Consider the following 22,941-nt stretch of genomic DNA (forward strand, 5'->3'; position numbering starts at 1 on the left):
GGCGACGCCGCCGCCGGGCAGGCGGCGGGACGAGATCAGCCGTGTGCCCACGGAGCCGGCCCACGGGACCGGAAGCGAAATCCGGACCCGACCCCTCGGGGCCTTCAGGGATAGCGGACCGGCTGGGGATCCTCGGGCAGCGGGATGAACTCGGCGTCGTTCGGCACCGTGTCGAACCGGCCCTGGCGCCAATCCTCCTTGGCCTGCGCGATCCGCTCGGGTCGCGAGGAGACGAAGTTCCACCAGAGGTGGCGTGGCCCGTCCATCGGCTCGCCGCCGAGCACCATGAAGCGGGCCGCCTCAGTCGCGCGGACGCTGATGCGGTCGCCGGGCCGGAACACCAGCAGCTGGCCAGGGCCGAAGCCGTCGCCGGCGATCTCGATCACCCCCGCGACCGTGTAGATCGCGCGCTCGTCGTAGGTGGGATCCAGCGGCAGCACGGCGCCCGCCTCAAGGGCCACGTCGGCATAGACCATCGGGCTGGAGGCGCGCACGGGCGAGCGCGCCCCGAAGGCCTCGCCCGCGATCAGTCGGACGGTCTTGCCTTCGCCGGTCAGGACCGGCAGCGCCGCGGCATCGTAGTGCTCGAAGGCTGGCGCCGTCTCCTCGTCCCGGGCGCTCAGGGCGACCCAGCTCTGGATGCCGAACAGCTTCGAGCCGGTCTGCCGGAGGTCCGGCGCGGTGCGCTCGGAATGCGTGATGCCGCGGCCGGCCGTCATCCAGTTCAGCTCGCCCGGCCGGATCGGCAGTTCGGTCCCGAGGCTGTCGCGGTGCATGATCTCGCCGTCGAACAGGTAGGTGACGGTGGACAGCCCGATATGCGGGTGGGGCCGCACGTCCATCCCGGTACCGAGCAGGAACTCCGAGGGTCCCATCTGGTCGAAGAAGATGAACGGCCCGACCATCCGGCACTCGGTCGAGGGGAGCGCGCGGCGCACCGCGAAGGAGCCGAGGTCGCGCGATCGCGGCACGATCAGGGTCTGGATCGCGTCGCAGCTGAAATGGTCGCCCGGGACCGGATCGTCCGCACTGTGCCAGCTCATCGCTCTCGCTCCTCGTTCGACCGATCCCGGCCCGGTGAGACAGGATGCGCCCCGACGGCGCGTCGATGGAAGCACCTTGCGCGATTCCATGTGTCGCGGGAATGGAAACCATCGAAACGCAAGGTTTCCATTTTTGCGTATCATGCCGGCATCCGGCCGTCTTCGGACGCGTTTCGGCCCGCCCCCGAAGGAGCGCCTCCGGGATCTTCCAACGCGTGCCGGGCCGTCAGTCTGCGTCCGGCGACGGCCCGTTCTCGAGGGACTGCGGTCCTGCAGCCTCCACATCCCGATCCTCCGGGATGCCCTTCCTGCGTCGTCCGCGACCCTGATCGCACAGGCGGGGCGCGGGGGGCCGGCCCGCGAGCCGTCGCGAACGCAGCACGCCGAACCCGTCCTGCCGACGCGCGGCGGTGTCGCCTGCGCGCCGGAACATGGATCCCAGCGGTGTGCTCCGGACCCACTCTCGGATCGGCGCGTTGATTGAGATGCACGCCCAGCCCTCCTCCGCTTCCGACCCCGAACGCCTCGCCCTGACGGAGTCGGCTCTGACAGCGGCGGATAGCCTCTGGCGTGCCGAGATGCGCCGGACCTACGGGCCGGACGGGGTGCTGATCTACGCCTTCGCCCCGGAGGGCCAGGGCGATCTCGGCACGCCGCTCCGGCGGACCTATGAGGCGCGCCGGGTCGCGGTCGCCCTGTGGCGGCACGAACGGCAACGGCCGGCGCGGTGCTCCTGAGACGGGGCGTCCGAAAGGCCGGCGGTCGCCGATACCCTCAGGCACAGTTCCGGAGACGCGCTCGGCGCACGCCTACTTGTCGGGCCGCTTGAGCAGTGAGGGACCCCATACGAGGCAGAAGGCCTGCGCGAGGTAGGCGCCCTGAAACGTGGCGTTGATCTCGAGGCCGCGCTTCAGGACTTTGAAGAGGGGTCGCGTCTCGACGGCGCCTTCGAGCCCGACCGCGACGGCGAGAATCACGGAGACGACAATCACGCTGAACCATCCGAGCCAGCGCGCGCAGACCATGCCAATGGTCGCGACGACAATAAAAATCATACCCGCGCTGCCGGCCCCAGACTGCTTCCCCTGCACCTACCTACGCAGTTCAGATGGGGCCGGAAAGGCGCGATCCGCGCACGCCCTTGAATGCTGCGCTGCAGCAATAAATTTTCGCGGCGCGCCTTCAGCTCAAAACAAGTGTAGCCGCGAGATATGAAACGACCGTCAGCAGTGTCGATCCGAGCAATACGACACCGATGCGCGCAGAAAGCGCAGAGGACGGAGGCAATGCTTTGTACCTCCGGCCGACCGCGCGAAGGAACGAAAGAAGAGCGCTCGGATCGGAGGGATCTTTTGCAAGCATGGCAAAACAGAAGCGAAGAGGTTGCGCCGCTCGGTTTGTTTCGGGCGAAATCAAACCTGAGGATAGGCGTAACCGCATGACCCCACGATGAATGCGACAATTCGCACATCCGGATACGGTTCTGAGCATCCGGCTCGCGCCTGACGAGCACCCGGCACGGCATCGGTGTCGCCCCGAAAGAGACGGCTGACCGGGCGAAAGGGTTCCCGATCGGGCGTGCGGTTGACCCGGCACGGGTGCCCTCGGCGCCGCGCGGCATCCCGGTACACCGGGAGCGCGGTCTGTGCCGGCCGCAGAAGGCGATTCAGGAGGCGATCCACCGTCGTCCCGGGCCGGCAGGGCGCGCCCCCCGGGCCGGCGCGGGCATCAGCCACAGGCCTTGCCATTCGGGAGGACCACCTCGTTGTAGGTCGATTTGGCCGTCTGGCCGCCCCGCACCGGCCAAGGCACGGCGGCCTTGAACGTGAACTGGTTGTTGGCCCCGCCCACCAGCCGCATCACGCCGCTCCCGAACAGGGCCGGGTACGGCACGCTCACTTCGGCCAGGACGTAGCGCATCCCGGCGAGTTGGAAGCCCTCCGGCACCTTCAGGTCGGTTGCCGCCCCGACCGATCGCGCGGTGCCGGTGGCCGTGGCGTAGCTCGAACAGACCTGGGGCTGCTGTCCGGCCCCGTCGGCGGCCACACCGAGCGCGCTGACCACGATCTTGGCCGCGGTGCTGGGATAGGGTGCGAGGACGAGCTTGGCCGAGGCGACGATGTCGGTCATCGTCGCCGCCGCCATCGGAGTCTGCGCGTCGCCCTGGGACGTGAGGTCCGCCACCGCGCGCGCCAGCAGCGTGACCTTGCGGTAATGGTCGATGGCCCGCCCGAACTCGGTCACGCCGAAGAGCAGCGCCAGCATCACCGGCAGAACCAGCGCGAACTCGATCGCGGAGGCGCCCCGGACGTCATCGCGGAGGGAGGACGGCCTGCGGGGGCGACAGAGCCCGCGGTGCATCGGCCGCGTCATGGATCAGCAGCCCTGCCCGGATGCGGTGTCGTACGGCTCCGTCCGGAACACCGCCGTGGACTGGAGCAGACGCGCCCCGTCGCTGAAGCCGGGCAAGCCGGCATAGAGGAAGCTGAACGCGACGCGGTACTTCACCGCCGCGGTGAAGACCACGATCGCACCCGGCTGCGCGCACGCGTAGCTCGTCCCGAACCCCTTGGCCCAGTCACCGGTCTTCGAGTCCAGGGGCGTCGGCATGCTGCCGCCCGCGAAGGAGCCGCTCAGGGCGACGTTGAGCTTGAGCGTGCTGCAGTCGAACGCGGTCGCGGCCTGGGCGGCGTTCGCGCCGCACATGGAGGTCTTCATGGCGGCCAGCAACGTGCCGGCATCCGTCTGGCCGGTATTCGCCTTCTGAAATTGGCCCGTGTAGATCGTCCGGCCGGCGCGCTGGAGCGCGTCGTCGAGGTTGCGCGCGGTCCAGACCATCATGGCGGTTTGCAGGATCACGGCGAGCAGGCTGAGGAACGGCGTCGCGACCAGCGCGAACTCAACCGCCGCCGCACCGTCCTGCTTCCGGGCGAGGCAGGCGAGCGCCGAACGCGCCCTCGCGGCCGCCCGATGGTCCGAATCTCTGCGACGGGGCGTCATCCGCGACACTCGACGGTGAAATTGTTTCCGGGACGGGGGCCGCGGGGGCTCTACTCGACGATCCGGAGCTTCTTGTCGGACACCTTCACCAGGGTCGGACATGAGACGACGACGCGGATATCGTCGTAATCCCTGTCACTGCCCGCACTGGGCGGCCGGTCCTCCCAGCCATAGTACATGTACTTGCCGTCGCTGCAGCTCGCGGTCGCCGTGGCGGGATCATGCGTCGTGTGGCTGTTGGGCAGGATCCCGCCATCGGACTTGCTCTTGCACTTGCTGAGCGTGTCGCAAACGATGGTCTCCAGGATCGGGTTGGAGGCCATGTCCATGGTGGTCAGGCTACCGTTCGTATTGATGCGGTACCCTTTCATGTTCATAGACTGCACGCGCAAGCCGGTATCGATCTTCGTGTCGGTGTAGTACTCGTAGGTCTCCTGTTTCGGATCATCCCAGAGCGATCGATTGCTGCGGGCATTGCGCACGTTGTGCAGCATGTAGCTCGGAGCCTCGTTGGCGCCGCAGGTCGGCAGAGCGGCCTTCGTGTAGTCGGTGGGCGGCGATCCGTTGTCGGCGATCGCCACCACGCCGCGCCGCCCCTTGTCGGCCTCCGCCTGCCGTTTCGGATCCGATGAGTAGCAGTACATGTAGATGCGGTTGTAGTCCGCGGCCTCGGGGGACAGCTGACTGAAGGTCGGCGGGTTCGTCTGGAAGACCGGCGCGACCCGGTTGACGGTCGTCGCGGTGCCGACGGTGATCTGCCGGGGCATCCCGGGCAGAAGATGCAGCAGGTTCGTCTTGAGCGTCGTCGAGATCGTCACCCGGTAGTTCGCGCCATCGATCCAGGTGCCGTTGACCTGGAACCCGGTGGTGGAATTGGCCGAACCCAGGCGGGCGGTGAGCTGCGCCCCCGCGAGGCGCAGGCCCTCGGTGGCCGCCGCCACCGTGTCGGCGTTGGCGACGAGCAGTGCGGTCGCGTCGGCGACGCTGGACTCGACCGCACGGACGCGCACGGCATTGCCGTAATCGATGACGAGCCCGCCCGCGCCCAGGAGCAGCGGCAGGCTGAGGCCGAAGATCATCACGACGTTGCCACCATCGCCCTCGGCGAACGGATGGAGCCAGCGCGGCATGCGTCCCCGCATTCGAGACCTCCCGGCACATCCGCCGCTCCACGAGCTGGCGCACGGCACGCGACATCACGTAGGCGCGATCAGATTAAGGTCAGGTTGTATTGTTGTTTTAGGCTCGCTTTCCGAGACGAGATCTGCCTTTATTAGGTTATATTTGGTTAATAAAGATCGGCTACGTACAATAATAGACACTGAATAGACCACCACAGAAGCCTCAGCGATCCAATACCCCGTACCGGCCGGCCGCCACCCCGGGATCGCATCCCGGCGGTCGACATCGCGCGCCCGCGCCGTATGGTGCCGCGCAAGCGGACGGCGACGGCGCCGGACCGCATCCCCGATGCGACTGGATTGCGCATGCGCCTCGCGACTCTGCTCTTCGCCTTCTGCCTCGTGCAGCCGGGAGCCGTGCTGGCTCAACCAGCTCCCAACGCGGCGCCGGATCCCGCCCTTCTGAAGGTCGCCCGCGAGACGGTGGCCCAGATGCAGGGGGACCGCGCGGCCACGCTCAGCTCGATGGCCGCGCCGATGGTCGGCATGATGCAGCAGATCGGCATCAAGGAGGCCGAGAAGGCGCAGGTGCTGGTGCAGGAGGTCGTGATGCCGACCCTGGCCGCGCATTACGATGAACTGCTCGACATACAGGCCCGCGGCTTCGCCACGGTGCTCGGCACGGACGACCTGCAGGCGATCGCCGCGTTCTACGCGACGCCGGCCGGCAAGCACCTCGCGGCGGCCCAGCCGCAGCTGGCTCAGATCCAGCTCGCGGGCATGCAGCACTGGATGCAGTCGGTCGCACCCGAGATGCAGGGCAAGCTCGTCAAGGCGGTCCAGGATCACGGATGGGGTCCGGGCAGCCCGGCCAAGCCGCGCTGATCGGCCCGGGTTCAGGATCCGGGCGCAGCGGGCCGCACGACGGTCCTGCACCGCCGGGCCGGTTCGAACGTGGGCGCGGGGGACTGGCGGCGGTGCGCGCCGCTGGCGCGTCGCCTCAGTCGCGTGCGGCTTCGGTGCTCGCGCGTTCGACCAGCGCCCGCAGCGCGGCGCGCCCCTCCACGGCGAACCACGCGCGCAGCATGCTGGTGGTCTCCGGCTGGTCCTCCGCCCGCTCGCGGAACAGGTCGGCGCAGCGCGCAAGCTCGCGCTCGACGAACAGATCGAGGTAGGAAGCGCCCCTGGTCCGCGCGAGGTCGGCCAGCGCATCTTCGAGGACACGCTGCATCATCTCGCCGACCATGGCCGAGATGTAGACAGCCTCCGCGCTCCCCTGCTCAGGCTCCGTCAAGCCGTCCTCCAGCCTGCCCGGCCGCGACCCTGATCATACCGCGCGGATAAATGAGATGGGCCCCGAGGCCGAAGCCCCGGGTTCTGTTGCTAGGCGCGCCCACGCCCCGGAAGATTACGCCGCGAGGCGCATCTCCATGCCGACGTTGTCGTTGGCATTTAGAGTTTTGGTCAGGTGCCCGGAACAGGGGTTGCCTGCGCCGAACCGGTCGAGTCCTTACCGAAAGTCGCATCTTATCCTGCCGAGGCAGGACAGAACTCGCGATCCCTTTACCGTCCAGTCGAACCTGTTTCGCCCCCAGCAGAAGCACCCCGGTAGCGCGCCGTCCGCAGAGCCGGACGCTCGCCCTCATCCCCACGCGGTATCGGGGCAGGATGCTTCTGGTGGAGGCGCCGGGTACCGCCCCCGGGTCCTGAAACGTTATTATGAACCGGTCATCAACCTCGCGATCATCCTACTCCAGAAACGGCGCCTGGGTCTACAGGCCTGGGGGCCATTTCCTCCGGCCCGGGCCGCAGCGGCACCGTCCGCGGGGCGGCGGTCCCGATTCTGAACGCCGGTCCCGCCGCCGGTGAACGGCTCGCTCATCCGGACGGGCTATCCCGGTCACGAGCCGCGTTGCGTATCGGCTCGGCTCACCGCTGGTGAGATCGGACGCTCCCCCGCCCCGTGAGCAGATCGGGGCGGGGCCGAGCAGCGCAGGCACGTGCCGCTACAGCCAGCGCTCGTCGACATCGGTGGCGTTACGATCGGCCAGGGGCTGCGTCTCGTCGCCGTGGGCGAACACCACGACATCGCCCGGGCCGACGTCGCGGGTCGCGTAGAAGTCCCAGCGGCGATGGATCACCCGCGGGCCGCCGAAGATCCGGTAGGCGTTCCAGTAGCGGTCGTCCCGGAAGCCGACGTAGTGGACGCAGCGCACCGCCATTGGCCTCAGTGCCGCCGCGCGGCCCACCGGCCCGCGACACGCCGGGCCAGCCAGGGCCGGAGGGGCAGGGACAGCCGGTAGGCCAGTTCGGCGAAGGGCAGCACGGGTCGGACGCCGAGCACGCGCAGACCGACCACGCGGCCGAGCCAGCGCCAGCCGGGCAACGCCAGCCAGAGGCGGGCGAACGCCGCCGCGCCGGAGACCAGCCGCCCGTCCGCGGCCCGCACGTGGAAGCGCCGCAGGGCAGCCTCGCGGTCCAGGCCGGGCCCGAGCGTCGGCGCGGGCGCGGCCCGTCCGACATCCACGAAGTGGAGCCGCTCGGCGCCCGCACATTGGCGATAATGGTCGATCTCGGCCCGGCAGAGCGGGCAGCCGCCGTCGTAGTAGATGCTGAGAGGCTGCTCGGACGGGCCGTCACTCATATCCGCACCGGAGTCCAAGGCCTCACTGGGCGGGCGCGCTCAGGACCAGCTTGCCCTTGAACGGCGCATCGGCGTTGCGGTTGCTGGTGCAGGCATACTCCTCCTGACCCGCCTTCATCGTCCGCAGGCGCAGCGTACCCTTGCCCTTCTGCTTGACGGTGTATCCTTTCTCGCTGGCGACATGCACGAGGTCGCCGTCCGCGTGCAGCACCAGGCCGTTCTCGAACTGACCGGGTGCGGTGATCGTCACCGGTGCGTCGGCGCTGCTCACGATGTTCAGCGCCACGTTCGTGTCGGCGGGGAGGCGCAGTTCGGCCGGCTCGCAGATCGGCTTGCCGTCCTTCATGCTGATCGTCAGCTCCACGGGCGGCATCGCGTCGCTCGCGGGCGGCGCCAGGGGCTTGCCCTGTGCCAGGGCCGGCCCGGCGACGAGCAGCGCGAGCAGCGTCGCCGATCCACGAAAGACGTTCAGCATATGAGACAATCCCGACGAGGTGGGTCGGCGCCGATGGCCGACCGCATGGTCAGGAATGGCCGGGCGCGGGGCGTCGTTCCGGGGCGCAACGCCGCAGCGGCGCGGCGGAGGCCCGCCTCGCGCCGGTCCCGCCCGCGTTTCGCCGGACCACCGGACGGCCGAACGTCAGCCGCCCTGCAGGGTCTCGGCGAAGTCGTCCGGGATCTCGCCCCACTGGCCGAGGATCGTGACGCCTTCGAGTTCGCCGGTCTCGTCGTCGGCCACCACCTTCAGCGCCGCCGCACCCGGCATCCGCTTCGCGAGGTTCTCGGCCTTCTTCAAGGCGCCGCTCTCGGTCTGCGCCGGCTCCTGGCGGGCCGGCCGCAGCCGCTTCCGATGCAACTCGAAGGGTTGCACAACGAACGCCGTCTTCATCGCCATCTTGGCCTCGCCTCCGAAACGGTCGCCGCAGGGAGCGGCGACCTCGCGCCCCGTGTCCGGTCGTCACCCGCGCCGGGCACGTCCACCGAGGGCGCCCGGACGGACCGAATCGTCGCCGTGCGCCGCCCGGTCTTCATCGGTTCTGACACGGCGGAGCCCTGGCTTCACCATTGCCGGATTGTCGCGCGACCGATGGCGGACACCCGAGCACGGTCGCGGGAGCCTGGATCAGTTGCGCAGCGGCTGGGCGTCGATCTGTAGCCGATAGATCGTCGTTGGGAACTTCACCGCCGACGTCTCGCCCCCGTTCATCGTCGGCGTGCGGTTCATCTGCGCCGCCGGGATCCACAGGCCGCCCTGCTCGTCGATCCACATGGCGTCGACCCAGACCAGGCGCGGATCCTCGATGAGGGTGCTCGTGGTCCCGTCCGGCGCGATCTTGAGGATGCGCAGCCCGTCGGTGTCGCTCGCGTAGATCGTCCCCGCGGCGTCGATGGCGGTTCCACCGGTCGCCACGGTGGGGGCGAACAGCCTCACGTGCCGGGCGCGCTCCGCATCGCTCACCGCGGCGTCGTCCAGGAAGCGCGTCTCGATGCTGTAGAGCGGTCCGGTGCAGGCTTGGTAGTAGAACGTCTTCCCGTCCGGAGAGACCTCAAGCTGGTCGGCGTGGATGAAGAGCAGCTTGCCCTTGTCGTCCCGCAGCACCCGGCCCTGGCCCGTGAGCGGGCGCTGCGCGATCGTCGACCGATGGCCGTCGAGCACGCGCCTGAGGCCACCGGTGTCGAGGTCGAGCACGAGCAATCCGGGCTGGCCGGCATCCGTCAGGTAGACGTTGCGGCCGTTGAAGCGGAAATCGTCGATGAAGCTTCGATCGGTGGTCGCCGCCTGCAGGGGGTAGACGCGGCGCACCGCGTTGGTGGCGAGGTCGATCTGCACGAGCTTCGCCCCCCCGGGAAGCGGGGCCTCGCCCATTCCGGGCGCGCCCTTGTCGACCACCCAGAGGTCGCCCTCAGGGCCGATGCGGATGGCGTTGACCGCCACGAACGCCTTGGCCGGGTCATCGCCCTGCTTCCACGCGTTCCACGCCGCGTCGGGAAACGCGACGGGCTTGCCGTCGCGCCACTCGCCCAACTCGATGCCCTCGCCCTTCGTCTGTCGCTGGAACGGCGAGAACAGGCGGCCGTCCTTCGACCGCGTGAAGCCGTTGAAGACCAAGCTGTCCGATTGCAGCATCGGCTTGAGCGCGTCGGGACCGATCCGGGCGTCGGCCGCGCGGCCGGGCGACGCCAGGCACCCGGCGAGCAAGAGAGCGAGGATGGAGAGAAGAGCCATGGGATCACGCGCGTGCGAAGGCGGGGTGCTCCGCTGCAAGACGTGAAGCGCCGACGGTGTTCCCGATCCGCGCGTCCGGCGGGATGATCCGGTGCGGGATGACTGACGCGGGATGAACCGCGCGAAGGCCGTCCGCGATTTGCCGACCCCGGCCTGCGACGACGGGTCCGCGGACGCGGGGTCGCCCAGCGCCTGCGGCGCGGCACATGGCGGCAACAGCCGCGGGCCCCCTAACGCCCGACCGCGTCAGGCCTATTCGTGCGCCATTCACACCCATCCACCGCACTGGGAAAAATATCCCGCATCGAGGTTGAACCGATACACCTTAAAGGCTTTGTTCTCTATCTGTTCCGATGCGATCGTCGGGCAGCTCCACTCCGTTCGCGCCCCGTCGGCAACGCATCATCGCGCCATCCGAAACCGTTCGAGATACAGGACTATTTTCTTGCTTCGCGTCCTGAGGAGGGTTGTCATGAGCGATGGGGGCAATGAGTTGCGGCGCCTGTCGGCGACGTGGTTGAACACCATCGCGTCCGGCGTCGTCACGGCGGGGTCCTGCGGCTCGCTGATCGCCTACAGCTTCGGGCCGCGCCCCGGCATCACCGCCCTTCAGGTCCTCGCGGTTCTGGCGGTTACCCTGACCACGGGGGCAGTCCTGCATCTTCTCGCTCGCGCGCTCCTCAACAGGTGTTGAAGCGCGGGCGGAACAGGGATGCCCCATCATGGAGGACGGGGTCACGGGACGCATCGGATTCGGCCGGGGGAACAGCGCGATCGCGGATCCCGTTCGGTCGGCCGGGTTCGCCAGCAGGGGTACCGCCCGGACACCGCAGGTGCCAGCCCGTGTCCCGGCCGTCCCCGCGACGGGCAGGCGCGTGCGACGCCGCGCAGTTGGGGGACGTGCCCGGGCCGTGACGCCGGACACCGGACGCGGGGGAACGAACCGGGCTGCCGCGGAGCGGACCGACGCGGGGTCGAGGCCGACGGATGCCGCATCCGGGCCGTCCGGATCCCGCCCAGCGCGTCGACCGCGGTCGTCAGGGTCCGGCGCCAGGCAGGGCGGAGCCGTGGCGGTCCGAGGGGTTCTCGGACGTGTTGACGAGGGAGCTCTCCGGCGCCGGGCAGGCCGCCGGCATCGGCCGCGGAGCCCGGAGCGCAGGCGGACGGGCGTGCCCGCCCCGCGGCGGCGCGCTCCGGCGTCCGGATCGGCCCTCAGGCGCAGGGATGGCGATTGGCCTCGCTGTCGAGATAGGTCGACCATTCCGAGAGCGTCGTGAGCTGCGAGCCGAACATCCGGCTGACCTGATGGAAGCCGAGGGCGCGGTAGCTCTCGAACTGGCTCTCCGAGAACCACTGGTTCGCGGTGCTCTCGTGCGGGAACGCGGGGCTGGTCGCCCCGTAGGCGCGCACCTCGGCGGGAATGTCGTCGAGGAAGCTCGGCTTGATGTAGATCAGCGAGGCCGGATCGCGGGCGTCCGGGTAGATGATCGTGCCGCGGGCGTAGCCGAGCGCCCCGGCCCGCTTCCCGTCCCGCTCGATCGTCGCGCGGGGCAGGATGCGCATCTCGCCCATCTGCACCTTCGCGAGCCCGTCGACCTCCGCCTTCCGGATCACGTTGCCGAGGTCGAAGAACGTGCAGGCCTCGTCCTGGCCGGCATCGATCACCACGATCCGGGCGCAGCGGCGCCGCAGCATCTCGTAGAGGCCGAGATTGTCGAAATGGCCGCCATCCGACAGGTAGATGGCCTGCCGCACGTCGGTGCTGCGGCCGCCGAGTTCGCTCAGGAGCGCCAGCACGGAGTTCCTGGGCTTGGCCAGCCGGAGATCCTCCCGCCGCGCGACGGCGGGATTGGGCAGCCAAGCCCCGAGCCGGACGTTGAACAGCGTCATCAGGAACGCGATCAGGCGCGAGGAGTGGTAGCCCCAGTTCGGGCTGACCGCAGCCCCCGAGATCGTCAGAAGGCCACCGAGGAGCGGTCCCCGGCCGTCGCTCACCCGGTCGCTGCCGGTCTCCATGCCGGCATACGCCGTGGTCCGGATGTAGGCCCCGCGCGGGCCGTCCCGGCGCGGCGCGGCACGTCCGGCCTCCGCGCGATCGAGGATCGCCGAGCCGCAGGCGAACGGGGTCGCGGTGAACGGGGCGGCCTTCCGCTCCGCCCACTCGGTCCGCAGGATGTCGGTGAGGTTCAGGGTCATGTTGACCACGGGCAGCAGCCGCCGCTCCGTCCCGAGCTCGGCGATGCGCGGACTGTCGTCCTCGTCGAAATCCGTGAACGGGTCGGCGTCGCGGCGCGCGCGGGCGGAGCCCAGGAAGCCGCGGGTCAGGCGGTTGCGGTAGACCCCGTGCATGGAGAAGCGGTTGACGTTGACGCGGCCGAACAGGTGGACCGCACCGGCGAGTACGATCGCCACCCCGAGGTTGAGGATCAGGATCATCCCGTAGGGATTGATGGCGCACTGTGCGGCGGCCTCCGCGCGGTCGTAGGCCGCCCGGGGGATCGGGCAATCGCCCCACCAGTCGTGGGTATCGCCGAGGAAGCGGCCCAGGCACCACCCCAGCAGCGCGAACAGGCTGATGCCGAAGACCGCCGCCATCGCGCTCAGGCCGATCATCAGGAGGTCGTCCATCCGCCCCTTCGCGGCGAGCGCCTGCGTCCGGGCGAACACCTGCTTGCCCAGGAAAGCCGCGGCCGGGCCGGTGGCGAGGGCGCCGAGGGCGCTGAACAGGGCCGGAAGCTGTGCATCCTCGCGGCCGAGGGCGACCGCCGACACGATCAGGCAGCACAGGCACAGGACCGTCCAGCCCGCGGCGGCGAGCAGGAGTTGCCCGTCGATCCGCGCCACCCACTCCCTGTCGAGGTCGGCCCGTTCGGCGCTCCTGCGGAAGCCGATGAACACGACGCTCTGGAAGAGGTGGATCAGGATCAGGATCGGAGGCGCCAGCACGGTCAGGGTCTGCGAGACCTGGGCCTCCCCGGGCTTGAAGGCGGTGACGTCGCCGCCCACCAGCCAGCCGATGCTCGATCCGGCGCAGACCATGACGAGGGTGGTCGAGACGAGGCTGGCGGCGATCCACGGACCCATGTTCCGCTCGTACAGCCACTGACCCGGATGGCCCTTGAGCTTCTGCCAGCCCATTCCGCAGAGGTAGCCGGCCGCCTGCACGACGAAGTACGCGATGCCGAGGATGTACAGACTCTCGTTCGGGACCGGCAGCCCGTGCTCGAACAGCGCGCGCAGGGTGAACGGCAGGGCCAACGCCCACAAGCAGGTCGGCGCGAGGATCCAGCCCGCGATGAAGGCCGGCGACGCGTAGGCCGTCACGCCGCCTCTCAGCGGCCGGTGGCTCGGCAGCATGCGGCAGGCGTTGAAGGTCGCCACGAGGAGGGCGGCGCTGCCCAGGATCAGGGGCAGCCACAGCGTGCTCCGGCTCGCCGCCTCGAGCGCCGTCCGGTAGGTCAGCAGCGCCAGAGGGATGAACAGCAGCAGCGGGAAGATGATGAGCCAGTTGAGGAACGTGTTCCTGACATAGAGGACGATGCCGGCCCAGGTGTCCCGGGACAGGAGCCCGACCTCCGGCGTCAGGTAGTTCGTGTAGCGCCTCAGCTTGGCGAAGACCTCCCGGCCCGATCCCGCGAGGCGGCGCTCCGCCTCCGCGAGGCCCCCGCATTCGCGGATGAAGGTCTGCAGCCAGCCGCCGGCGAAGCCGCCGCCCGAGACCGTCGACAGGTAATGGAACTCGCCGAGCATGCGCCGGGCGGCCAGAGCCTGCACGGCACCCAGGCAGAAGGTGGCACTGCGGATTCCCCCCCCGGACAGGCAGAGCGCGGACAGCCGGGCCTCGTCCGCCCGAGCCCGCAAGGGCGTGGCGTCGCCGGGCGGGCGCGGCCCGCAGAAGTGATCGAGCTCCTCCTGGAGCGCCTGCTCCGTATCCAGCAGCCAGCCCCCGTCGCGCGTCGTCAGGGCCGGCAGGCCGTAGGTCGGCGCCTCTGCGCGGCCGGCGCCTCCGAGATCCGCGTCCATCGTTCCTCCGACCACGCGCGCCGGTCCCTGACCTTGCCAGGAGCCGCCAGACCAACGGGACGTCCAGAATAGATTCTCAATTTTCGTCTTTGCGGTATTTACGTCTCTCGACCTCTATTCATCCGTATAAGTAGCCATATGTAATAATTTGTTCGAAATTTTATAGCGCCTTCGATGCGCAATCATCGGATTTCAAAATTTTGGTTGATGACATCTTCGCATTTATCGGCCGCATCAAAGGATATGGGCCCGCAGCATGGTCCCGCAAATCAATTCTCGGATCATCATCCATTTGAAGGACGCGCCAATCTCGGCCGTAGCCTACTTAAGTCGCGAAGCAACTCGGCAGGTGTCGGTTTCGGCCAGGCCCAGGATGCGTCCGGGACCTGCGTCGGGGGGCATGGGGCGGCGCGCCCGCCCGGCGGCGCCCTGCGCGCGGGCCCGCACGCGTCCGCGCCCCGGAGGGCTCCGCCACCGGCGCCGGGATCGTCTCCGGACCCGCCCCTCCCGCCTGGAGCACCGACATGGCGTCGTTCAAGGAGTACCGGGACGATTACGAGCGGATCTGGGAGTCGCTCCAGATCCGCCCCGAGAAGGCGGAGGCGGCCCGCAAGCTGGCGCAGCGGATCGCCGCCGGAAAGCCGCGCTACCAGGAGGTCGAAGCCCGCACCGGCGTGCCGTGGTGGTTCATCGGGCTCTGCCACTACCGGGAATCGTCCCTCGACTTCGAGACTTATCTCGGCAACGGGCAGCCCCTCGACCGGCGGACCACCATCGTCCCCAGGGGACGCGGCCCCTTCGCGGGCCCGAATGCGTTCGCGGACGGGGCGGTCGACGCCCTGCGCCTCGAGGGCTTGGTCGGCGTGAGCGACTGGAGCGCCGCGCGGGTCCTGTATCGGCTCGAGGGCTTCAACGGCTACGGCTATCACGGCAAGGGAGTGAACTCCCCCTATCTGTGGGGCGGCTCGACCGCCTACGGGCCGCCGGGTGCGCGGGGCGGCAAGTTCGTGCGCGACCACGTCTTCGACCCGAACGTGGTCGACACGCAGCTCGGCACCGCCGTGATCCTGAAGGCGCTCCTCGACCTGGACCCGACCATCCAGATCGACGGACGGAGCGCCGGCCGGAGCGCCGGACCGCACCCCGCCGAGATCGACCCGACGCGCGAGCCGGACGACGAACTCGCCGACAGCACGCTGTGGGTCCAGCAGGCCCTCAACCGCCTCGGCGCGGCGCCCCGCCTCGTCGAGGACGGGCGGAACGGGCGCCGGACCATGGCCGCCGTGGCGCAGTTCCAGGCGCAGCGCGGCCTCGACGACACCGGCATCGCGGACGCCCGTACCGTCGCGGCCATCCAGGAGGCCCTGCGGCCAGCGGCGGATACGGGGGTGCTGGCGCGCATCGAGGCGCTCGAGCGGCAGGTTGCCCGGGGCACGGCCGCGCCGGCGCAACCGGCGCCGGTGCAACCGATGATCGTGACACCCGCGACCGTCGCACCGTCCGTCGACCTCGCGGCGCGGCTCGAGGAGCCGTTACAGGCCCTGCGCCAGCAGATCGACGCCCTGCGCCGGCAGTTCGACGGGGCGCGGCTCACCGCGGGACCACCGCTTCCCGGGACGGCGCCGCAGCCGGTTCCGGGGGCGGGCCTGGGGCCGGTCAACGGCGCGCTCGGGCAGACGATCGGGCACCTGCTCAACGGCAAGAAATCCGCCCTCGGCATCATCGGCGCCGTGGCGACGCAGATCCTGGCGCAGGTCCCCGCGACGACGGGCCTGGGCCAGGTTCTCGCGCAGCTCACCCCGGCCTTCGGGCTCAGCCCCTACACGATGCCGATCTTCCTCGGCCTCACCGCCTGGGGGGCGCTCGGTAAGCTCGAGAAGTGGACCGCCGCGGCGGCCAAGTCCGCACCGCAGCGCGCACCGCAGCCCGCGCCTTAGCCCGATCAGAGTCCGGCCTACGGCGTGAGGCCCGCGGCGGTCAGCGTGCCCCCGAGGCGCGGATAGACCCTGAGAGCGTTGCCGGCGTAGATCTTCGCCCGGTCGCCGTCGGGGAGCGCCGCGGCCTCGACGTAGCGCTTGGTGTCGTCGTAGGCGTGGCCCGTCTCGGGATCGATCCCGTTCACCGCGCCCACCATCTCGGAGGCGAACAGCACGTTGTCGTGCGGCACGACCTTGAGCAGCAGGTCGATGCCCGGCTGGTGGTAGACGCAGGTGTCGAAGAACACGTTGCGCATCAGCTCCGACAGCGGCGGCCGCTTCAGGTCCTGCGCGAGCCCGCGGTAGCGGCCCCAGTGGTAGGGCACCGCGCCGCCGCCATGGGGGATGATCAGCCGCAGCGTCGGGAAGTCCTTGAACAGGTCGGAGGTCACGAACTGCATGAAGGCGCTGGTGTCGCCGTTGATGTAATGCGCGCCCGTCGCATGGAAATTGCGGTTGGCCGAGGCGCTAACATGGACCATGCCGGGCACGTCCAGCTCGACCATCTTCTCCCAGAGCGGGTACCAGAACCGGTCCGAGAGCGGCGGATCGGACCAGTAGCCGCCGGACGGGTCCGGATTGACGTTGCAGCCGACGAAGCCGAGCTGCGTCACGCACCGCTCCAGTTCGGCCGTGCAGTTCTTCGGCGACACGCCCGGCGTCTGCGGTAGCTGGCAGACCCCGACGAAGTTCCTGGGATGCAGGCTCACGACGCGGTGAATCATGTCGTTCGACACGATCGACCAGTCGAGGCTGGTGCGGGCGTTGCCGATATGGTGGCCCATCCCGCCCGCCCGGGGCGAGAACAGGGCCAGCGAGATGCCCCGCTCGGACTGGAGCGTGAGCTGCCGCGCGCGGACGCTGTCGCGCACCGCGTCGTCGCTGACCTTGAGGTCGGCGGGGGACGGGGCCTGCGCGGGATCGTTGATGGCGTCGATCTGGCGCTTGCGCCACGCCAGCATGGCGGGCGGCTCGGTGGTGTAGTGTCCGTGGCAGTCGATCACGAGGCCCGCATAGCCCAAGGGCTCGGCCGCGGCGGCGGCGGGAAGGGCCGTGAGGGCCGCCGCGCCCAGGCCCGCGAGGCGGCGCATGAAACCCCTTCGCGGGAGGCAGCAGGGGCAGGCGGCCCCCGCGGCCGGGTCGGAATCGGCGATCATCGCGGGCTTCCTGCCGGCTGGCCCGCCGCTTGGCCGACCGCTTGGCCAACCGCTTGGCCCGCCGCTTGGCCGGCCGTCTGGCCCTCCTGCAGCGCGGCGCGCTTGCGCAGGACCATGTCGCCGCGGAAGAGGAATTTCTGGGCGCGCTTGCCGGTATCCACCTCGGTGGTGAAGACGTTGCCCTTCGAGTCCACCGCGAGGTTGTGGACCCAGTGAAAGTCGCCCGCCATCCGGCCGTTGCGGCCGAAGCGGCCGAGGATCTCGCCGGTGTCGCGGCTCAGGGTGCGGACCTCGTTGTTGGCCCCGTCGGCGTTGAGCAGGTAGCTCTGGCGCTCGTCCGGCCACAGGGCGAGTTCCCAGACCGAGCCGTTCGCCCGGGTGTTCTTCTCGACGAACATCTCCTTCACGAAGCGGCCGTCCTTGTGGAACACCTGCATGCGGTTGTTAGTCCGGTCGCAGACGTAGACCAGCCCGTCGCGGGCGATCTGCACGCAGTGGACCGGGTTGCGGAACTGGGTCGCCGGCTCGGCCGCGGGATCGTAGGCCCCGAGCTTCTCGTCGGTGGGCGGCTTGCCGTAGGCGCCCCACATCCGCTTGAACGCGCCGGTCTCGGCGTCGAACACGATGACGCGGTGATTGTAGTAGCCGTCGGCCACGTAGAGCTCGTTCGTCTCGGGATCGACCATCATCCCGGCCGGCTTGCCCAGGCGGGTGGTGTCCTGGCTGTCGGTCTGCGGTCCCTGCTTGCCGATCTGGAGCACGAAGCGGCCGTCCGGCGTGAACTTCAGGATCTGGCCGTCGGTGTCGCCGTTGCCGGCGAGCCAGACGAAGCCCTTGTGGTCGATCGTGATGCCGTGCTCGTTCTGGGGCCATTGATAGCCCTCCCCGGGCCCGCCCCAGGACCGGATCAGGGTCCCGGCCTGATCGAATTCGAGGACCGGGGGGGCCGGCTTGCAGCAGCGGGTGCGCGGCGGATCGAGGCTCGCCGCCTTCTCGTCGTCGGTGAGGGTGCGCGGGCGCTGGATCACCCAGACATTGTCCTCCGCGTCGACCGCGACGCCCGCGGCCTGACCCATGATCCAGTCGTTGGGCAGGCGCTTCGGCCAGGCCGGGTCGACCTCGAAGCGGAGCGGCTCCTCTGCGGCCGCGCCGACGGTGAGCCCGAGCAGGGCAGCGACGACCAACCCGCGCAGCATGCAAGCCTCCCTGATGATTCTGTATTCAGTTCTTGTGCCGGGATCAGACGCCGCGGGGCGCCACCCGTCCACCGGGTGGACGGGAGCGGCCGAAGCTTTGCGCTACGCTTTCGGCAAATTGTTCGCCGGCCCTGGTCAACGACGTGCAGGAGACAGAACGCGAGGACGCTGACCCCGCCGCGGATCGACCCGTCGCGTCCCGCCGCGGCGCACGGGGATGCGCGAGCGACGCGCGATCAGCGGACGCCGGCGACGCCTGCTCCCTCGCGCAGCTGCGCGCCGCCGAAGACCGGGGCCGAGCCGTCGCGGAACGCGGGGTCGAAGGCGTGCTCGGCGTTCATCGCCGGGGACGCGCCCTGCGTGGCGGTGATCCGGCCTGCCCGTCGGGCATCCCGAGCCGGAGCCGTCTTGGCCGGCGTTGCGGGTGTGGCGGAGGGGGCCGATCCCATCCGCGCCGGGCGGGGCGCTCTTGCGGCTCGTGCAGCGCTCCGGACTGCCCGGGCCGCACGAGTTCCCGTGGCCCGCGGGCGAGACCAGGGCCGTGCCGCGGGCATCGTGGCGTCCACCGCCCGCACCGCCCCCTCGGGGCCGGTCGGGACCCTGATCCTGATCGGCCGGATCAGAGCGTCCGCGACCGAAGCTGCGTGACCACGATCTCCGCCAGGATGACGACACCGAAGATCGCCGCGAGCACCACCGCCACCTGATCCCAGTAGAGCAGGTTCAGCGCGGTATCGAGGGCGACGCCGATGCCGCCCGCGCCGACCAGGCCGAGCACGGCCGATTCCCGGATGTTGATGTCCCAGCGGAACAGCGCGATTGACCAGAAGGCCGGCTTCACCTGCGGCCAGTAGCCGAGCAGCAGGGTCGAGAGCCGCCCAGCCCCGGCGGCCTGCAGCGCCTCGATGGAGCCGCGGTTGGCTTCCTCCAGCGCCTCGGCGAAGAGTTTGCCGGTGAAGCCGACGGAGCGCAGGGCGATGGCCAGCGTGCCGGCGAGCGGCCCGGGCCCGAACACCGCCACGAACAGCAGCGCCCAGACCAGGGAATTGACCGAGCGGGACGTCACGAAGACGAACTTCGCCAGCAGGTTCAGGGCCAAGCTGGACGTCACGTTCCGCGCCGCCAGCAATCCGATCGGGACCGCGATCCCGATCGCGATCAGCGTGCCGAGCGTCGCGATGTGCAGCGTCTCCACCAGGGCCCGGAGGGTCGGGCCGACATAGCCGAGATCCATCGGCCACATGCGGCCGAACAGGTCGGCGAGCTGGTCGGGGGCGTCGTAGAGGAATTCCGGGATCACCTCGATGGTGCGCAGGCTCGCCACGAAGGCGGCCACCGCGAACAGGGTGAAGGCGAGCCGCGCGAGACGCTTCAGCGGCGTGAAGCGCTGCCAGCGGCGGGGGGTCGGGGCGGCGGAGGCGGCGGCGCTCACTGGAACACCCTGCGTGCCCAGCCCGACACGATCTCGGCCACCATGATCAGCGTGACGATGACGATCAGGATCGCCAGCACGACGTCGTAGTCGAAGCGCTGATAGGCGGTGAACAGCGTCGCGCCGATGCCGCCGCCGCCGACGATCCCCACCATGGTGGAGTTCCGGAGGTTGGAATCGAGCTGGTAGGTGGCGAAGCCGATGAAGCGCGGCAGCACCTGCGGCTGCACGCCCATGATCAGGGTCGACAGGAAGCCCGCGCCCGTCGCCCGCACCGCCTCGACCTGCTTGAGGGAGATCTCCTCGATCGCCTCGGCGAACAGCTTGGCGATGAAGCCCACCGAGGCGACGATCAGCGCCATCACGCCCGCGAGCGCCCCGAAGCCGATCGCCTTCACGAAGAGGATCGCCACGATGATCGGGTGGAACGAGCGGCACAGGGCGATGAGCGCCCGCATCGGCCACGTCACCCAGGGCGGCATGAGGTTACGGGCCGCCAGGAAGCCGATCGGCAGCGCGACCGCGATGCCGATCACCGTCGCGATCACGGCGATCTGCAGGCTCTCGGCGATGCCGGACTGGATCAGCTCCCAGCGCGAGAAGTTGGGCGGGAACATCCGGGCCAGGAACTGGCGGCCGTGGCCGAGCCCGCTGGCGAGGCGCTCCGGCTCGAAGCCGAGCTGGGTGGCGGCGTAGAGCGCGTAGAGGGCGAGGAGCGCCCAGCCGGCGCGCGCCGTCCAGTTCGGGCGGAAGGCGACGTCGCGGGAGGCGCCCGAGGGATCCGGTCCGGTCCGCGCGCTCATTCGAGCCAGTTCTCGCCGCCGTAGATGCCGCGCAGGTCGCGCTCGCTCAGCCGGTCGGGCGGACCGTCGTAGACCACGTGCCCGCCCGACATGCCGACGATGCGTGCCGCAAACCGCTGGGCCAGCGCCACGTTGTGGATGTTGACGACCACCGGCACGCCGCGCTCGGCCGCGAGCCGCGACAGGATCTCCATGATCTCGACGGAGCTCTTCGGGTCGAGGGACGAGGTCGGCTCGTCGGCGAGCACGATCTCGGGCTCCTGCATGATCGCCCGCGCGATGCCGACGCGCTGGCGCTGCCCCCCGGAGAGGGCGTCGGCCCGGCGCGTGGCGAAGCCCGAGAGGCCGACCGCGTCGAGCAGCTCGAAGGCTCGGGCGATGTCGGCCTCGGGGAAGCGCCGCAGCCACGCGCGCCAGGCCGGCACGTAGCCGAGGCGCCCGCAGAGCAGGTTCTCCATCACGGTGAGCCGTTCGACGAGGTTGTATTCCTGGAACACCATCCCGATCCGGCGGCGCGCCCGGCGCAAGCTGCGGCCGGAGAGCTGGGCGAGGTCCTCGCCGCGGAACAGGATCTCGCCCGAGGTCGGCTGCACGAGCCGGTTGATGCAGCGGATCAGGGTGCTCTTGCCGGTTCCCGACGGGCCGATGATGGCGGTGAGGCCGGTGCCGGGCACCACGAGGTCGATGCCCTTCAGGACCGGCTGTCCGGGCCGATACTCCTTGGTGAGCCCGCGGATGACCAGGGCGCGCGGGTCATCCGCCCGGACGTCCGCGCCGGGTCCGGCGGCGGTCTCGCGCAGCGCGGATCCCGCCATCACGGCTTGCCCGCGCCGTCCGCCTTCTTGCGCGCCGCCTCGGCCTCGCGGGCGGCCTCCCGCTCGTAGGCGGCCTTGTTGTAGGGCGTGCCCGAATCCTCAGCGACCTTGCGGACGATCGCCCAGTCCTTGAGGTAGGTGATCGGCGCGAAGCGGTCGTCGCCCTCGAAGTCCTTCACCATGTCGGGCGGGAAGCGGAAATCGTAGAAGCACTGCTTCAGCTTCTCGGCGAGTTCCGGCTTGAGATCGTGGGCGTAGGCGAAGCCGGAGGTCGGGAACTTCTCGCTCTTGTAGATCACCCGGTAATCGTCGCCCTTGATCGTCCCGCGGGCGACCATGCGGTAGAACACGTCGGAGGCCACCGGGGCCGCGTCGTAGTCGCCGGTGCCGACGCCGAGCGCCGACTTGTCGTGGCCGCCCGAGTAGATGAGCTTGTAATCCTCGCCCGGCTTCAATCCCTGCTCCGGGAACAGCGCCTTGGGGGCGAGATTGCCCGAGTTCGACGACGGGGCGGTATGGGCCACGCGCTTGCCCTTAAGGTCGGTCAGCGTCTTGTACGGGCTGCTCGCCTTCACCACGACGATGAGGTTGTAGCCCTCGGAGCCCTTCTCGGTGCCCTTGGCGGCGAACGGGACCGCGCCGGCCATGTTGACGGCAAAGCCCAGCGGGCCCGTCGAGAAGCCCGCCACCGTGAGCCGGCCGGAGCGCATCGCCTCGATCTCGGCCGAGTTCGACTGCACGGGATAGTAGACCACCCGCTTGCCCGTGCATTGCGACAGGTAGGTGGTGAACGGCTTGAAGGAATTCTCGTAGACCGCCGGATCCTCGACCGGCGTGTAGGCGAACACGATGACGCTCGGGTCGCGGGTCTTGGCCGGCACGTCCGCGACGAGGTCCTTGTTGGCGTCGCAGTAGGCGTCGTCGAGCTGGCCGCGATTGGCGCACTCGTCGGCCAGGGCGGGCGAACCCGAACCCAGTCCCCAGAGCAGCGCCAGGGCTGCACCGCATCGGGCGAATGTCACGCGGTTTCCTCCATGCGGAGCAAGGCCTTGAGGCCCGCTCCGCGCCGTTGCCGCTCGATCCGGGCCGAGCTTGAGCCGGCAAGCTTGTAGGCGTCACATTCCGGCTCGCGCAAGGCCGCGGGCACCGGGGCCCTTGAGAGATGCGGCGCGGTGACAGGTCCTGTCACGCCGCCGCCCGACCGGCCTTCAGGCGGATCCGCCGTCAGACGAAATGCGTCGGCAGCGCCAGGCCCTGCGCGTACTGGACGAGCGCCAGCGCCAGTCCTGCGATCATGGTCCACGCCACGACGCGGTCCGTGCCGGTGAGTCCGGTGGTCATCATCTGAGTGGCCATGTGACGTCTCCCCATCGCGGCAACCGTCGCTCGGCTGCTTCGGAGCGGCGTTATGGCCAAGCTCATTTGCGCGATGATTGCGTCGACTGTTTCGTCCGCCACGCGCGGGACCGATCAGCCCCGCCGGGCGAGACGGCCGCGAACCCTT

At 69.8% G+C, this 22,941-nt stretch carries 23 protein-coding genes and 1 other RNA gene; 4 read left to right on the forward strand and 20 right to left on the reverse strand.

From position 1 onward, the window contains the following. Positions 1 to 104: 104 nt before the first annotated feature. Positions 105 to 1,043: a pirin family protein gene (locus MKK82_RS18065; RefSeq protein ID WP_243986424.1), complete on the reverse strand. Its 939-nt coding sequence runs from the start codon at positions 1,041 to 1,043 to the stop codon at positions 105 to 107. Positions 1,044 to 1,528: 485 nt separating this feature from the next. Here MKK82_RS18065 and MKK82_RS18070 point away from each other — a divergent pair, with 485 nt between their 5' ends. Then, positions 1,529 to 1,780 (forward strand): hypothetical protein, encoded by a 252-nt coding sequence (locus MKK82_RS18070; protein ID WP_238285986.1) that lies wholly within the window; start codon positions 1,529 to 1,531, stop codon positions 1,778 to 1,780. A gap of 72 nt (positions 1,781 to 1,852) precedes the next feature. Here MKK82_RS18070 and MKK82_RS18075 read toward each other — a convergent pair whose 3' ends face one another. The 4 genes from MKK82_RS18075 to MKK82_RS18090 form a co-directional block, all read right to left on the reverse strand. Continuing rightward, positions 1,853 to 2,035, reverse strand: coding sequence for a hypothetical protein (locus MKK82_RS18075; protein ID WP_238285751.1), 183 nt, complete (start codon positions 2,033 to 2,035; stop codon positions 1,853 to 1,855). Positions 2,036 to 2,771: 736 nt separating this feature from the next. Beyond that, positions 2,772 to 3,404: a TadE/TadG family type IV pilus assembly protein gene (locus MKK82_RS18080; RefSeq protein WP_243986425.1), complete on the reverse strand. Its 633-nt coding sequence runs from the start codon at positions 3,402 to 3,404 to the stop codon at positions 2,772 to 2,774. A gap of 15 nt (positions 3,405 to 3,419) precedes the next feature. After that, positions 3,420 to 4,043, reverse strand: a complete 624-nt coding sequence (locus MKK82_RS18085; RefSeq protein WP_243986426.1) for a TadE/TadG family type IV pilus assembly protein — start codon at positions 4,041 to 4,043, stop codon at positions 3,420 to 3,422. A 50-nt stretch (positions 4,044 to 4,093) separates the two neighbouring features. Further along, positions 4,094 to 5,185 carry a pilus assembly protein TadG-related protein gene (locus MKK82_RS18090; protein WP_238285746.1) on the reverse strand — a complete coding sequence of 364 codons (1,092 nt, stop codon included), beginning with the start codon at positions 5,183 to 5,185 and terminating at the stop codon, positions 4,094 to 4,096. Positions 5,186 to 5,530: 345 nt separating this feature from the next. Here MKK82_RS18090 and MKK82_RS18095 point away from each other — a divergent pair, with 345 nt between their 5' ends. Further along, the gene (locus tag MKK82_RS18095; protein ID WP_238285744.1) at positions 5,531 to 6,049 is read left to right on the forward strand and encodes a DUF2059 domain-containing protein; all 519 of its coding nucleotides are present in this window, start codon (positions 5,531 to 5,533) and stop codon (positions 6,047 to 6,049) included. Between the two features lie 115 nt (positions 6,050 to 6,164). Here MKK82_RS18095 and MKK82_RS18100 read toward each other — a convergent pair whose 3' ends face one another. From MKK82_RS18100 to MKK82_RS18130, 7 genes are all read right to left on the reverse strand, one after another. Further along, positions 6,165 to 6,458 (reverse strand): hypothetical protein, encoded by a 294-nt coding sequence (locus MKK82_RS18100; protein ID WP_238285743.1) that lies wholly within the window; start codon positions 6,456 to 6,458, stop codon positions 6,165 to 6,167. 81 nt (positions 6,459 to 6,539) lie between these two features. Next, positions 6,540 to 6,909, reverse strand: a transfer-messenger RNA (tmRNA) gene (gene ssrA, locus MKK82_RS18105). Positions 6,910 to 7,170: 261 nt separating this feature from the next. Next, positions 7,171 to 7,386, reverse strand: a complete 216-nt coding sequence (locus MKK82_RS18110; protein ID WP_238285741.1) for a hypothetical protein — start codon at positions 7,384 to 7,386, stop codon at positions 7,171 to 7,173. A 5-nt stretch (positions 7,387 to 7,391) separates the two neighbouring features. Continuing rightward, a complete protein-coding gene (locus MKK82_RS18115; RefSeq protein WP_238285740.1) occupies positions 7,392 to 7,808 on the reverse strand; it encodes a thiol-disulfide oxidoreductase DCC family protein in 417 nt (138 codons plus the stop codon). A 22-nt stretch (positions 7,809 to 7,830) separates the two neighbouring features. After that, positions 7,831 to 8,283, reverse strand: coding sequence for a cupredoxin domain-containing protein (locus tag MKK82_RS18120; protein WP_238285739.1), 453 nt, complete (start codon positions 8,281 to 8,283; stop codon positions 7,831 to 7,833). A gap of 165 nt (positions 8,284 to 8,448) precedes the next feature. Continuing rightward, complete coding sequence (locus MKK82_RS18125) at positions 8,449 to 8,703, reverse strand: hypothetical protein (protein WP_238285738.1); 255 nt, start codon at positions 8,701 to 8,703, stop codon at positions 8,449 to 8,451. Positions 8,704 to 8,931: 228 nt separating this feature from the next. Next, entirely contained in the window at positions 8,932 to 10,035 is a 1,104-nt protein-coding gene (locus MKK82_RS18130; protein ID WP_243986427.1) for an SMP-30/gluconolactonase/LRE family protein, read from the reverse strand. 472 nt (positions 10,036 to 10,507) lie between these two features. On the opposite strand from MKK82_RS18130, the gene MKK82_RS18135 reads away from it, so the two are divergent. Continuing rightward, positions 10,508 to 10,729, forward strand: coding sequence for a hypothetical protein (locus tag MKK82_RS18135; protein ID WP_238285736.1), 222 nt, complete (start codon positions 10,508 to 10,510; stop codon positions 10,727 to 10,729). Positions 10,730 to 11,247: 518 nt separating this feature from the next. Here MKK82_RS18135 and MKK82_RS18140 read toward each other — a convergent pair. Continuing rightward, positions 11,248 to 14,058, reverse strand: coding sequence for a hypothetical protein (locus tag MKK82_RS18140; RefSeq protein ID WP_238285735.1), 2,811 nt, complete (start codon positions 14,056 to 14,058; stop codon positions 11,248 to 11,250). Positions 14,059 to 14,582: 524 nt separating this feature from the next. On the opposite strand from MKK82_RS18140, the gene MKK82_RS18145 reads away from it, so the two are divergent. Then, positions 14,583 to 15,995 carry a peptidoglycan-binding protein gene (locus tag MKK82_RS18145; RefSeq protein WP_238285734.1) on the forward strand — a complete coding sequence of 471 codons (1,413 nt, stop codon included), beginning with the start codon at positions 14,583 to 14,585 and terminating at the stop codon, positions 15,993 to 15,995. A gap of 17 nt (positions 15,996 to 16,012) precedes the next feature. Here MKK82_RS18145 and MKK82_RS18150 read toward each other — a convergent pair whose 3' ends face one another. The 7 genes from MKK82_RS18150 to MKK82_RS33970 all read right to left on the reverse strand — a co-directional run bounded on the left by MKK82_RS18150 (position 16,013) and on the right by MKK82_RS33970 (position 22,793). Next, positions 16,013 to 16,996 carry an amidohydrolase family protein gene (locus MKK82_RS18150; protein WP_238285984.1) on the reverse strand — a complete coding sequence of 328 codons (984 nt, stop codon included), beginning with the start codon at positions 16,994 to 16,996 and terminating at the stop codon, positions 16,013 to 16,015. 191 nt (positions 16,997 to 17,187) lie between these two features. After that, positions 17,188 to 18,387, reverse strand: a complete 1,200-nt coding sequence (locus MKK82_RS18155; protein ID WP_243986428.1) for a hypothetical protein — start codon at positions 18,385 to 18,387, stop codon at positions 17,188 to 17,190. 619 nt (positions 18,388 to 19,006) lie between these two features. Then, positions 19,007 to 19,819, reverse strand: a complete 813-nt coding sequence (gene phnE / locus MKK82_RS18160; RefSeq protein ID WP_238285732.1) for a phosphonate ABC transporter, permease protein PhnE — start codon at positions 19,817 to 19,819, stop codon at positions 19,007 to 19,009. After that, on the reverse strand, positions 19,816 to 20,622 hold the full coding sequence (phnE, locus tag MKK82_RS18165; protein ID WP_238285730.1) for a phosphonate ABC transporter, permease protein PhnE: 807 nt from the start codon (positions 20,620 to 20,622) through the stop codon (positions 19,816 to 19,818). Before phnE (MKK82_RS18165) ends, phnE (MKK82_RS18160) begins: the two co-directional genes overlap by 4 nt. Then, positions 20,619 to 21,437: a phosphonate ABC transporter ATP-binding protein gene (gene phnC, locus MKK82_RS18170; RefSeq protein ID WP_238285729.1), complete on the reverse strand. Its 819-nt coding sequence runs from the start codon at positions 21,435 to 21,437 to the stop codon at positions 20,619 to 20,621. The genes phnE (MKK82_RS18165) and phnC overlap by 4 nt, the downstream gene beginning before the upstream one ends. Next, positions 21,437 to 22,459: a phosphate/phosphite/phosphonate ABC transporter substrate-binding protein gene (gene phnD, locus MKK82_RS18175; RefSeq protein WP_238285728.1), complete on the reverse strand. Its 1,023-nt coding sequence runs from the start codon at positions 22,457 to 22,459 to the stop codon at positions 21,437 to 21,439. The genes phnC and phnD overlap by 1 nt, the downstream gene beginning before the upstream one ends. Before the next feature lie 202 nt (positions 22,460 to 22,661). Beyond that, positions 22,662 to 22,793, reverse strand: a complete 132-nt coding sequence (locus tag MKK82_RS33970; RefSeq protein WP_279603105.1) for a hypothetical protein — start codon at positions 22,791 to 22,793, stop codon at positions 22,662 to 22,664. Positions 22,794 to 22,941 lie beyond the last annotated feature (148 nt).

This window comes from Methylobacterium sp. E-046, from assembly GCF_022829625.1.
Classification (GTDB): domain Bacteria; phylum Pseudomonadota; class Alphaproteobacteria; order Rhizobiales; family Beijerinckiaceae; genus Methylobacterium; species Methylobacterium longum.

Excerpts from the sequence above, each read along its gene's own strand:
- MKK82_RS33970 (WP_279603105.1), bottom strand. The coding sequence starts at position 22,793 with ATGGCCACTCAGATGATGACCACCGGACTCACCGGCACGGACCGCGTC.
- MKK82_RS18090 (WP_238285746.1), bottom strand. The coding sequence starts at position 5,185 with ATGCGGGGACGCATGCCGCGCTGGCTCCATCCGTTCGCCGAGGGCGAT.
- MKK82_RS18065 (WP_243986424.1), bottom strand. The coding sequence starts at position 1,043 with ATGAGCTGGCACAGTGCGGACGATCCGGTCCCGGGCGACCATTTCAGC.
- MKK82_RS18150 (WP_238285984.1), bottom strand. The coding sequence starts at position 16,996 with ATGCTGGCGTGGCGCAAGCGCCAGATCGACGCCATCAACGATCCCGCG.
- MKK82_RS18140 (WP_238285735.1), bottom strand. The coding sequence starts at position 14,058 with ATGGACGCGGATCTCGGAGGCGCCGGCCGCGCAGAGGCGCCGACCTAC.
- MKK82_RS18125 (WP_238285738.1), bottom strand. The coding sequence starts at position 8,703 with ATGGCGATGAAGACGGCGTTCGTTGTGCAACCCTTCGAGTTGCATCGG.
- MKK82_RS18130 (WP_243986427.1), bottom strand. The coding sequence starts at position 10,035 with ATGGCTCTTCTCTCCATCCTCGCTCTCTTGCTCGCCGGGTGCCTGGCG.
- MKK82_RS18080 (WP_243986425.1), bottom strand. The coding sequence starts at position 3,404 with ATGCACCGCGGGCTCTGTCGCCCCCGCAGGCCGTCCTCCCTCCGCGAT.
- MKK82_RS18095 (WP_238285744.1), top strand. The coding sequence starts at position 5,531 with ATGCGCCTCGCGACTCTGCTCTTCGCCTTCTGCCTCGTGCAGCCGGGA.
- MKK82_RS18070 (WP_238285986.1), top strand. The coding sequence starts at position 1,529 with ATGCACGCCCAGCCCTCCTCCGCTTCCGACCCCGAACGCCTCGCCCTG.
- phnC (WP_238285729.1), bottom strand. The coding sequence starts at position 21,437 with ATGGCGGGATCCGCGCTGCGCGAGACCGCCGCCGGACCCGGCGCGGAC.
- MKK82_RS18115 (WP_238285740.1), bottom strand. The coding sequence starts at position 7,808 with ATGAGTGACGGCCCGTCCGAGCAGCCTCTCAGCATCTACTACGACGGC.
- MKK82_RS18110 (WP_238285741.1), bottom strand. The coding sequence starts at position 7,386 with ATGGCGGTGCGCTGCGTCCACTACGTCGGCTTCCGGGACGACCGCTAC.
- MKK82_RS18085 (WP_243986426.1), bottom strand. The coding sequence starts at position 4,043 with ATGACGCCCCGTCGCAGAGATTCGGACCATCGGGCGGCCGCGAGGGCG.
- MKK82_RS18120 (WP_238285739.1), bottom strand. The coding sequence starts at position 8,283 with ATGCTGAACGTCTTTCGTGGATCGGCGACGCTGCTCGCGCTGCTCGTC.
- MKK82_RS18145 (WP_238285734.1), top strand. The coding sequence starts at position 14,583 with ATGGCGTCGTTCAAGGAGTACCGGGACGATTACGAGCGGATCTGGGAG.
- MKK82_RS18155 (WP_243986428.1), bottom strand. The coding sequence starts at position 18,387 with ATGCTGCGCGGGTTGGTCGTCGCTGCCCTGCTCGGGCTCACCGTCGGC.
- phnE (WP_238285730.1), bottom strand. The coding sequence starts at position 20,622 with ATGAGCGCGCGGACCGGACCGGATCCCTCGGGCGCCTCCCGCGACGTC.
- MKK82_RS18135 (WP_238285736.1), top strand. The coding sequence starts at position 10,508 with ATGAGCGATGGGGGCAATGAGTTGCGGCGCCTGTCGGCGACGTGGTTG.